This is a genomic window from Clostridium sp. YIM B02506, assembly GCF_022324845.1.
GTDB classification, from domain to species: domain Bacteria; phylum Bacillota; class Clostridia; order Clostridiales; family Clostridiaceae; genus Clostridium_T; species Clostridium_T intestinale.
This window is the reverse complement of record NZ_JAKGTG010000033.1, coordinates 39116-49737: the sequence shown is the minus strand read 5'-3', so window position 1 is coordinate 49737 and position 10622 is coordinate 39116. Positions and strand designations below refer to the sequence as shown.

Below are 10622 nucleotides of genomic sequence, written 5' to 3'. Positions count from 1 at the left end.
CGAGTAGCGCCGCCAGTATCATGCCCTTATAGGGCTTAATCAAGCCTCCGGCTGAGCCGGTGGTACTTGACTTTTTAAAAGTTTTAGGAATTACTTGACAAGTTGACCATTTTGATGAATAATATTATTCATATATTAAAAGTAGGAATAATATGAATTAATAATATGAGGAGTAATATTATGGCTAAAAAAGTATATTTAATTAGTTATTCTATGTATTGCTGTTGATAGTAAAAATCAAATAAATATTACAATCTAGGTACAAGTAAAGTGTACTATTTATTTTACCTAATACTCTATTAATTATATAGGGATTATAGAAAAAGGGTGAAATAGATACGTTGCTTTTTTATTTATAGCAATTCATAGAAAATCAATAGGGAAAATATAAAATAATAAAAAGGGGCGATTAATGATGTTAAGAAAAAAAATAGGTGTTGTATTTTTAGCTGGAATTTTGACTTTGGGGGTTTTATCAGGTTGCAGTAGTAAAAATAATTCAGCTGGAGAGAGTTCAAATGGAAGCGTAGAATTATTAAATGTGTCCTATGATCCAACAAGAGAATTGTATACACAATTTAATGAAGCTTTTGCGAAGTATTGGAAAGAAAAGAAAGGGCAAGAAGTAACTATAAAGCAATCACATGGAGGATCTGGAGCTCAGGCTAAATCTGTATTAGACGGATTAGATGCTGATGTAGTAACTTTAGCACTTGCAGCAGATATTGACTCTATTAATGGAAAAGGAGAACAAATAGATCCAAAGTGGCAAACAAAATTGCCAAATAATTCTACTCCATATACATCAACAATAGTTTTTTTAGTTAGAAAAGGAAATCCTAAAAACATTAAGGATTGGGATGATTTAATTAAACCTGGTGTAGAAGTAATAACTCCAAACCCTAAAACTTCAGGTGGAGCTCGTTGGAATTACCTTGCAGCTTGGGGATATGCTTTAGAGAAAAATGGCGGAAGTCAAGAGAAAGCTAAAGATTTTGTAAAACAGTTATTTGCAAATGTTCCTGTTTTAGACTCAGGGGCTAGAGGAGCAACAACTACATTTGTTGAACGTGGAATAGGTGATGTATTAGTAGCCTGGGAGAATGAAGCTTTTTTATCTGTTGAAGAACTTGGTGAAGGAAAATTCGATATAGTAGTTCCTTCAGTAAGTATATTAGCTGAACCACCAGTTGCTGTAGTTGATAAAAATGTTGATAAAAAAGGAACTAGAGAAGTCGCTGAAGCTTATTTAGAATATCTATATTCTGATGAAGGACAAGAAATTGCAGCAAAAAACTTCTATCGACCTAGAAATGAAGCTGTAGCAAAAAAATATGCTCAGAAGTTTCCAACTATAAATTTATTTACTATAGACGATGTTTTTGGTGGATGGAATAAGGCACAAAAAGAGCATTTTGATGATGGTGGAACTTTTGATCAAATATATACTAAAAAATAGAGGTTAGATAAATAAGAAGTAGTGAAAATCACTACTTCTTGAATTAATAATAGCAAAGAGGTGCTTTTTATGAGTCTAAAAGCAAAATCAATAAAATTGAAGCAACAAAGTATTTTACCAGGATTTAATTTAACATTAGGATTTACAGTTTTGTATATAAGTTTGTTGGTTTTAATTCCAGTCTCAATGATTTTTTTTGATTCTTCATCTTTAGGATTAAAAGGTTTCATAGAATCTGCCACTTCCGAAAGAGTATTGGCTGCATATAAACTTTCTTTTGGAACATCTTTAGCAGCTGGAATTATAAATACAATTTTTGGTGTTATAATAGCATGGGTTCTTGTAAGATATGATTTTCCAGGTAGAAAGCTTATAGATGGGATTGTAGATCTTCCATTTGCACTTCCAACTGCAGTTGCAGGTATTGCATTAACTACTTTATATGCTGAAAATGGATGGATAGGAAAATTCTTAACTCCATTAGGAATAAAAGTTTCATTTACACCTTTAGGAATAATAGTTGCATTAACCTTCATAGGGTTACCTTTTGTTGTTCGTACTGTACAACCTGTATTAATAAATCTGGAAAGAGAAGTTGAAGAAGCTGCTGCTAGTTTAGGTGCAAATAGATTAATAACATTTATAAAGATAATACTTCCAGAGATAACACCAGCTTTAATTACAGGATTTTCTCTAGCATTCTCAAGAGCCTTAGGAGAGTATGGATCAGTAGTATTTATATCAGGGAATATGCCTATGAGAACTGAAATAGCTCCTCTACTTATAAGGACTAAGCTAGAGCAATATGATTATGCTGGAGGAAGTGCAATTGCGGCAGTTCTTCTGATAACTTCTTTTTTTATTCTACTATTAATTAATATATTTCAATGGTGGAATTCAAAGAGATATTCAAGAGTATAGGAGGTTAACATGGCAGGTAATGTATCATTAAGAATTAATAATAAATCTAAGCAAAAAAACAACTCATCTACAGATGAAAGTAAATTAACAAAAATAATTCTTATTTCAATAGCACTTATATATTTAACGCTACTACTCATAATACCTTTAATTGCTGTATTTGCAAAAGCCTTCGAGAAAGGTTTCGATTTATATATCAAAGCTATAACAGATCCAGTGGCATTAGATGCGTTAAAACTAACTTTATTAACTGTGTTAGTTGCTGTACCAATAAACACAATATTTGGCTTAGCAGCATCTTGGGCATTAGGTAAATTTGAATTTAAGGGAAAAAGTATTTTGCTTACTCTTTTAGATATTCCTTTTGCTATTTCTCCAGTTATAGCTGGATTAATATTTGTATTACTTTTTAGTACTAACCATGGTCTTTTTGCAGATTTTCTAAATGCCAATAATGTAAAGATTATATTTGCACCACCAGGAATAATTATAGCAACTACATTTGTAACTATGCCATTTGTTGCTAGGGAGTTAATACCTCTTATGCAATCTTTAGGAACGGCAGAAGAAGAAGCTGCTTTAACTTTAGGAGCAAATGGATGGCAAACATTTTTTAAAGTGACATTACCCAATATAAAATGGGCATTATTTTATGGAGTAATTTTAACAACAGCACGAGCAGCAGGAGAATTTGGAGCAGTTTCTGTTGTTTCAGGACATATACGTGGTCTTACAAACACACTCCCTCTGCATGTAGAGATTTTATATAATGAATATCAATATTCAGCATCCTTTGCTGTAGCATCTCTACTTACAATAATTGCTTTGATTAATTTAATAATAAAGAATATATCAGAGTGGAAGGTTAGTCAGTTAAACATTAATGGAGAAGGGGTTGTAAAAAGTGAGCATTGATGTAAAAGGTATATCAAAAGAATTTGGTTCTTATAAGGCACTTAATAATATAGATTTAAAGATTAATACAGGAGAACTTATAGCACTTCTTGGACCATCAGGCTCAGGAAAAACTACACTTTTAAGGATTATAGCTGGTTTAGAAACGGCAGATATTGGACAAATATATTTTGATGGAGAAGATAATACAAATAAAGACACCCAAGATAGGAATATAGGTTTTGTATTTCAACATTATGCGTTATTTAGAAATATGACGGTATTTGAAAATATAGCGTTTGGCCTTAGAATTAAGCCAAGAAAAGAAAGATTAAGTAAAAAAGAAATTAATGACAAAGTACTTGAGTTACTATCTTTGGTTAAGATGGAAGGTATGGCAAATAGATACCCAAGTCAATTATCTGGGGGGCAAAGGCAGAGAATTGCCTTAGCAAGAGCATTAGCTGTTGAGCCTAAGGTATTATTATTAGATGAACCGTTTGGAGCGCTAGATGCTAAAGTTAGAAAAGATTTAAGACGATGGCTTAGAAGACTTCATGATGAATATCATATAACTAGTGTGTTTGTGACTCATGATCAAGAAGAAGCTTTAGATGTAGCTGATAGGATTGTTGTTTTAAATGAAGGGAAAATTGAACAGATAGGAACTCCAGAAGAAGTATACGACAATCCAGTTAATCCATTTGTGTACAACTTCTTAGGAAACGTTAATCTGTTTCATGGCAGGGTAAACAATGGTAAGGTTAAAATAGGAGATATAGAATTGGAAACTCCAGAATATGAGGATAAAAAAGATGGAAAGGCATTAAGTTACGCTAGACCTCACAATATCGAAATAATAAAAGATGGTGGGCGAGAAGGGTTTATTAAGGCAAAAGTATTGTTTGTAAGAGCCGTTGGACCTATAGTAAATGTAGAGTTAAAGAGTGAAGAAAGTGAGGAATACTTAGAGGCTGAATTAAGTAAGGAAGTATATACACAACTGAAGATACAGATTGGCGAAGAGGTATATATAAGACCTAAAGAAATCAAAGTATTTATTCAAGAGGATTATGTTATATAATGTATCAAAAGAGTATTGCTGAAAAGTGATACTTTTTTGATTTTATAGAAAACCTATGAGAATAGTTGAATTGTAATTAAAAAGCAGTTAAAATTAAAGAGAAAATATAAAGATATAAGGGGTGATAGAAATATGAAGGTTGTTAAAAAACTAAATGTTTCTAGCCAAGGCTCTGAGCAAAGTCCTACAGAGATATAAAGAACATACTCTATGTTCAGGGCCTTTCTAGAATTTACAGGCTGTAATATTTTTGTGTGAACTTTGCTCTATTATTTACAACTAAAAATGTAGATAGGAGCAGAAGGTTATGAAATATGAAAAAGCACAAAATATATTACCTGAAGAATTAGTTGAAATCATTCAACAATATATTGATGGTAGTTATTTATATATACCTAGAAAAGTTGAAAATAAAAAAGCTTGGGGAGAAAATAGTGGAGTTAAAAGAGATTTAAGAGACAGAAATAAAGAAATATTTAGTTTCTATAATAGAGGCATGTCCGTAAGATCTTTAACAGAAAAGTATTATCTATCTGAGCAGACTATAAGAAGAATAATAAGAGAAGAAAAAAGTAATATATAACTTAAGTATAAGGAGTGATATATATGGCAGTAAAAATGCTTCATACATGTATAAGAGTAATGGACTTAGAAAAGTCATTAGATTTTTATAAAAATGCTTTTGGTCTAGTTGAGACTAAAAGAAAGGATCATCCAGATCACAAATTTACAATAGTATATTTAGGAAATGGTGAAGAAGATTATGAAATAGAGTTAACTTATAATTACAATCCAGAAAAACCATATGTAATAGGTAATGGATTTAGTCATATTGCACTTGGAATGAAAGACATAGAAGGTGAAAGAGAAAGACATATAGCTTTAGGGTATGAGGTGACTCCATTAAAAGGGCTTCCAGGAAATCCTCCTAACTACTATTTTGTAACTGATCCAGATGGATATAAGATAGAAGTTATAAGACAAAAATAGCGACTATTAAATGAGGTGTAATAGATGAAGAAGTTGACCTTATTTGGAGATATGGATATAAATTGTTATATAATTGAGCATGATAACAAATGTTATATAGTTGATCCAGGATATGAAAAAGATAAAATAAGAGAATATATACAAGAACACAATTTAAATGTATTAGGAATACTACTAACGCATGGACATATAGACCATATAAGTGCAATTGATTGTTTTGATGTACCAGTGTATGTACATGAAAATGAATATGATAATTTAGTGCAAAACTATAATAACGTATTTAATCGTTATGGAAGAGAGATGGAGTATTTTTTAGAAGATATTAATCTTATTAAAATCGATGAATCTAATAAGTTTTCTATTGGTGACAAAGAAATAACGGTTATTTATACACCAGGACACACTATTGGTGGAGTTTGCTATAAGTTTGAAGATGATTTATTTACAGGAGATACTCTCTTTAAGGGCGTAGTGGGAAAATGGGTATTTCCAACAGGAGATTTAGAGTCCATGAAGAAATCTGTTATAAATTTGATAGAAACTCAAATAGAGGATGTGAGAGTTCATCCAGGACATGGAGAAAGTAGCACTATTGGAGAAGAAAAAAATAGTAACAAATTTTATTTGGAATGGAAGTAGAGGTAAGGATGTCTATTATTTTATTATAGTAGGCATCTTTATTTTAATGATTAATATTTATTAAATAGAATAATTAAATAAAACATCTTAATTTTATAGAAAAATAATGGTAAAATGAGATATGAAATTTAATAGGTTATTTTATAGAAAAAATTTTGGGGAGATTGATTACTATGAATGAAAAAATACTTATCGTAGATGATACTCTGCTTAATGTAAGAATTTTAACAGATATATTAGAAGCTGAAAATTATAAAGTGTTTTCTGTGGATAATGGATTCCCGGTATTGGATATGGCTAGAAGCATAAGGCCAGATGTTATTTTGCTTGATATAATGATGCCAGGAATGGATGGATTTGAAGTTTGCAGTATATTAAAGAGTAATCATGATGTAAAAGATATCCCGGTGATTATGGTGACAGCAAGAACTCAGGGAAATGACTTGAAAAAGGCATTAGAGATGGGAGCCTTCGACTATATTAAAAAGCCTATTGATGAGGTTGAAGTAATAGCTAGAATTCAATCTGCACTAAGGCTTAAAGATGTTCAAGACAAACTTAAAGAACTGGCTATGAAGGATAGTTTAACAGGTCTATATAACCATGCTGTACTCATAGAATTACTTGAAAAAGAATTATCTAAACAGAAGAGAAATAAGGGTCATATATCCTTCATAATGTTAGATATAGATTATTTTAAAAGGATAAATGATACATATGGACATATGTCTGGGGATATGATATTGAAGGAGCTTTCAAATATCTTGATGAGTTCTCTACGTAAAGGAGATATTGTAGGAAGATATGGTGGAGAAGAATTTGGTATAGTTTTAGTTGGAACTAATAAACATGATGCTTTTCATCTATGTGAGAGAATAAGAAAAAAAATAGAAGATTATAATTTCTTTTTTGATAATAGAGTAATAAAAATTACAGTAAGTATGGGAATTTTCTCTAACGATTATAATAGTAGTATTACTGGAAATGAAATAATACAAAAAGCAGATGAACAGCTTTATAAGGTGAAAACTGGTGGTAGAAACCAAGTTGGCTATGTTGAATAAATTATATTGCAATTACTTGTTTAGATTAAAAACATCACGTATAATATAAAAAACAGCTAATTAAGTATATAGAAAAGGGATGAAGATAATGAATAGGGAATGTGAAGAAAATATAGTTCAACTAGTTTCAGAAATAGCAAATAATTACAAACAAAACTCTGTTTTTTCAGTATATGAATCTTCTAATTTGCCAGACAAGTATGAAGTTATAGAAATATTGCAAGAGTTAAGACAACTTATTTTTCCAGGGTATTTTCAAACCAAAAAGTTATCAAATAGTGTAATGGAATATTATATAGGCGATCTTTTAATGAGTATACAAGAAAAACTTCATAGACAAATAAAATTAGCACTTAAATATAAACATCAAATAAGTGATATTCAAATAATAGAAGAAAAAACCTGCAAGACATGCAGAACTTTCTTGAAAACATTACCTAAAATACAAGAATATGTTTCGACAGATGTACAAGCAGCCTACGACGGAGATCCAGCTGCTGGTGATGTAGAGCAAGTAATTTTCTCATATCCAGGAGTATTTGCGGTAAGCATTTATAGAATAGCGCATGAATTAGATATTTTAAATGTACCATATATCCCAAGAATTATGACTGAATATGCTCATAGTTTAACTGGGATTGATATAAATGCTGGAGCGGAGATTGGAAAATACTTTTTTATAGACCATGGTACAGGAGTTGTTATAGGACAAACTTGTGTTATAGGTGAATATGTAAAGATTTATCAAGGAGTAACCTTAGGGGCATTATCAACAAGAGGAGGGCAAGGGCTTAAAGGCGTAAGAAGACATCCTACAATTGAAGATAATGTAACTATTTATTCTGGTGCATCTATATTAGGTGGAGATACTGTAATAGGTAAAAACTCAGTTATAGGAGGTAATGCATTTATTACTCAGTCAGTTCCAGCTGACACTAGAGTAAGTGTTAAAAATCCTGAACTTAGTTTTAAAAATAGTAAACCAGAAGAATTAAAACAAGAATTTATTTTTGATTGGGTTATATAAATTCTAGGGCTGTTATTAGTAGAAACTAATAGCAACCTTATAAAATTTTGCTTTAAATGATATTTTTAGGACAAAAGGCATATAAAAATGAATATTCATGTGGTATCTTATAAATGATAAATTAGTGATTGAGAAAAGTGAGGTAGAGTATGGATATTAAACACCAAACAGTTATAAAAATGACAGTTGTTAAAAAGAACGCATATTGTCCAATTTTTAGTGAAGGGGATGAAATTCTCATAAAGAAGCATTGTTTAGATATGGGAGTAAATCCACTGAAAAAATACTGCTATGCAACATTAGCTGATCTTCATCCAAAATGTAATGCACTTAGAAGACAAGCGGTTGGGACAAAGGATTATTTTACTTGCAGAGATAATGGGATTATTGAAATAGAACTAGAAAGATTAGAAGATGAATTATATGATTTTGAAAGAGCAGAATAAAGCCCAAAAATAAGAATGCTTGGAATATTTTATATTCCAAGCATTCTTTAATTTATAGAGTAAATTTGCAGTCTACTTTGTTATATCTTCTTTTATTCTTTGTTCAGCATAGCGTTCTATTTTAGGGTTATTTAAACCTAAATTTACAGGTCCTAAAGCTAACATGGCATCTATCATATTAGATACTTGATCATGTTGTTCATGTATACCAAGTTCTCTATTTAGTTCTTTTTCTTTATTTCTCATATTAACACCTCCATAACTAGACTTCCCGTAAAGGTGAGATTTTAAACTTTAAAGCATCAAAAATGTTTGACAGAAAATATCAAAGTTATTATAATCAAATTATAAATAAAACCTATGATTAAGAGAAGTAGACCTAGTACAAGACTTAAAGAGAGTTGTAGACGGTGAGATTACAACAGTACAAGCTAAGTTGAATGGACTTATAAGGGCGGGAGGAAAAGCAGAATTGCTTAGTAATACCCGACGAGATTTCCACTCGTTATAAAGGAAGATGTATGAATGTACATTAGTGAGTGGGTTATTTTGACCAATTTAGGTGGTACCGCAGAAGTTATAGACTTTTGTCCTAGTTATTTAGGATGAAGGTCTTTTTTATTTTTCTAAAATACATTTATATAGGGGCATAAGTTTTAAATATTTTATAAAATAAAATATTAATATAAATCAAAGGGGGCTATTAAAATGAAAAAAATACCACATAGAATTTATTTAACTGAAGATCAAATGCCGAAACAATGGTATAACTTAAGAGCAGATATGAAGGAAATTCCAGATCCAATGCTGAATCCACAAACCTTCAAACCTGCTACAGCAGAGGAACTATATCCAGTATTTTGTGAAGAGCTAGCTAAACAAGAAATGGATGACTCAACTAGGTATATAGATATTCCAGAAGAGATACAGGAATTTTATAAGATGTTTAGACCATCTCCTTTAATAAGAGCTTATAACCTTGAAAAAGCTTTGGGAACTCCTGCAAAAATCTATTATAAATTTGAGGGAAACAACACATCTGGAAGTCACAAATTAAATTCAGCTGTTGCGCAAGCTTATTATGCTAAAGAGCAGGGACTGAAGAGTTTAACTACTGAAACTGGAGCTGGTCAATGGGGAACTGCACTAGCTGAAGCATGTAGTTATTATAATATTCCACTTACAGTTTATATGGTTAAATGCTCATATGAACAAAAACCATTTCGTAAAGCAATCATAGAAACTTTTGATGGAAACATAATCCCAAGTCCAAGCACCACAACTAATGCTGGTAGAGCTATCTTAGAGAAAGATCCAGATACTACTGGAAGTCTTGGATGCGCTATTTCAGAAGCAGTAGAAAAAGCAGTTACTACAGAAGGGTGTAAATATGTACTTGGTTCGGTACTAAATCAGGTACTTCTACATCAATCAATTATAGGATTAGAATCTAAGATTGCCATGGAAAGTATTGATGAATATCCTGATATAGTAATAGGATGTGCAGGAGGAGGATCAAATCTTGGCGGGTTAATTGCTCCTTTTATGCAAGATAAACTAACAGGGAAAGCTAATCCAAGGGTAATAGCTGTAGAGCCAGCTTCATGTCCATCATTAACAAGAGGGCGTTATGCTTATGACTTCTGTGATGTTGGAAAGATTACTCCATTAGCAAGGATGTACACCCTTGGTTCAAGTTTTGTACCATCAGCAAACCACGCTGGAGGGCTTAGATATCATGGTATGTCTCCTATAGTATCGAAGCTTTATCATGATGGATATATGGAAGCTATATCAGTGGAACAAACAAAGGTTTTTGAAGCAGCAACTTTATTTGCAAAACATGAAACCATACTTCCAGCACCAGAATCAGCACATGCTATATATGGAGCTATTGAAGAGGCTCTTAAATGTAAGGAATCTGGAGAAGAAAAGACAATTTTATTTGGATTAACAGGAACGGGTTATTTTGATATGATGGCATATGAATCCTATTTGAAGGGAACAATGACAGATTATATTCCAACAGATGAAGATTTAGAAAAAGGATTTTCTGAACTACCTAAAGTTCCTGGAATACAAGAATAAATAATAA

The 10622-nt window shown here is 31.4% G+C and carries 12 protein-coding genes and 1 other annotated feature; of the genes, 11 read left to right on the top strand and 1 reads right to left on the bottom strand.

Features of this window, described 5'->3' with window-relative positions; all coding sequences use genetic code 11:
* Positions 1 to 415 precede the first annotated feature (415 nt).
* The 10 genes from L1S49_RS19315 (at position 416) to L1S49_RS19270 (ending at position 8527) form a co-directional block, all read left to right on the top strand.
* Positions 416 to 1459, top strand: a complete 1044-nt coding sequence (locus L1S49_RS19315) for a sulfate ABC transporter substrate-binding protein (RefSeq protein WP_238907008.1) — start codon at positions 416 to 418, stop codon at positions 1457 to 1459.
* A 69-nt stretch (positions 1460 to 1528) separates the two neighbouring features.
* Positions 1529 to 2380 (top strand): sulfate ABC transporter permease subunit CysT, encoded by an 852-nt coding sequence (gene cysT, locus L1S49_RS19310; protein ID WP_073019620.1) that lies wholly within the window; start codon positions 1529 to 1531, stop codon positions 2378 to 2380.
* Positions 2381 to 2389: 9 nt separating this feature from the next.
* Positions 2390 to 3295 (top strand): sulfate ABC transporter permease subunit CysW, encoded by a 906-nt coding sequence (gene cysW / locus L1S49_RS19305; protein ID WP_238907007.1) that lies wholly within the window; start codon positions 2390 to 2392, stop codon positions 3293 to 3295.
* On the top strand, positions 3285 to 4358 hold the full coding sequence (locus L1S49_RS19300; protein ID WP_238907006.1) for a sulfate/molybdate ABC transporter ATP-binding protein: 1074 nt from the start codon (positions 3285 to 3287) through the stop codon (positions 4356 to 4358). Before cysW ends, L1S49_RS19300 begins: the two co-directional genes overlap by 11 nt.
* 307 nt (positions 4359 to 4665) lie before the next feature.
* Positions 4666 to 4941: a CD3324 family protein gene (locus tag L1S49_RS19295; RefSeq protein WP_021801512.1), complete on the top strand. Its 276-nt coding sequence runs from the start codon at positions 4666 to 4668 to the stop codon at positions 4939 to 4941.
* A 23-nt stretch (positions 4942 to 4964) separates the two neighbouring features.
* Positions 4965 to 5348 carry a VOC family protein gene (locus tag L1S49_RS19290; RefSeq protein ID WP_073019617.1) on the top strand — a complete coding sequence of 128 codons (384 nt, stop codon included), beginning with the start codon at positions 4965 to 4967 and terminating at the stop codon, positions 5346 to 5348.
* 24 nt (positions 5349 to 5372) lie between these two features.
* A complete protein-coding gene (locus L1S49_RS19285; RefSeq protein ID WP_238907005.1) occupies positions 5373 to 5990 on the top strand; it encodes an MBL fold metallo-hydrolase in 618 nt (205 codons plus the stop codon).
* A 173-nt stretch (positions 5991 to 6163) separates the two neighbouring features.
* On the top strand, positions 6164 to 7054 hold the full coding sequence (locus tag L1S49_RS19280; protein ID WP_073019613.1) for a diguanylate cyclase: 891 nt from the start codon (positions 6164 to 6166) through the stop codon (positions 7052 to 7054).
* A gap of 88 nt (positions 7055 to 7142) precedes the next feature.
* Positions 7143 to 8081 carry a serine O-acetyltransferase gene (locus L1S49_RS19275; protein WP_073019611.1) on the top strand — a complete coding sequence of 313 codons (939 nt, stop codon included), beginning with the start codon at positions 7143 to 7145 and terminating at the stop codon, positions 8079 to 8081.
* A gap of 149 nt (positions 8082 to 8230) precedes the next feature.
* Positions 8231 to 8527 (top strand): hypothetical protein, encoded by a 297-nt coding sequence (locus L1S49_RS19270; RefSeq protein ID WP_238907004.1) that lies wholly within the window; start codon positions 8231 to 8233, stop codon positions 8525 to 8527.
* Between the two features lie 72 nt (positions 8528 to 8599).
* Here L1S49_RS19270 and L1S49_RS19265 read toward each other — a convergent pair whose 3' ends face one another.
* The gene (locus L1S49_RS19265) at positions 8600 to 8773 is read right to left on the bottom strand and encodes a hypothetical protein (RefSeq protein WP_175550897.1); all 174 of its coding nucleotides are present in this window, start codon (positions 8771 to 8773) and stop codon (positions 8600 to 8602) included.
* Between the two features lie 105 nt (positions 8774 to 8878).
* Positions 8879 to 9125 (top strand) — a binding site (T-box leader).
* Positions 9126 to 9235: 110 nt separating this feature from the next.
* Here L1S49_RS19265 and L1S49_RS19260 point away from each other — a divergent pair.
* Positions 9236 to 10615, top strand: a complete 1380-nt coding sequence (locus L1S49_RS19260) for a TrpB-like pyridoxal phosphate-dependent enzyme (RefSeq protein ID WP_238907003.1) — start codon at positions 9236 to 9238, stop codon at positions 10613 to 10615.
* Positions 10616 to 10622 lie beyond the last annotated feature (7 nt).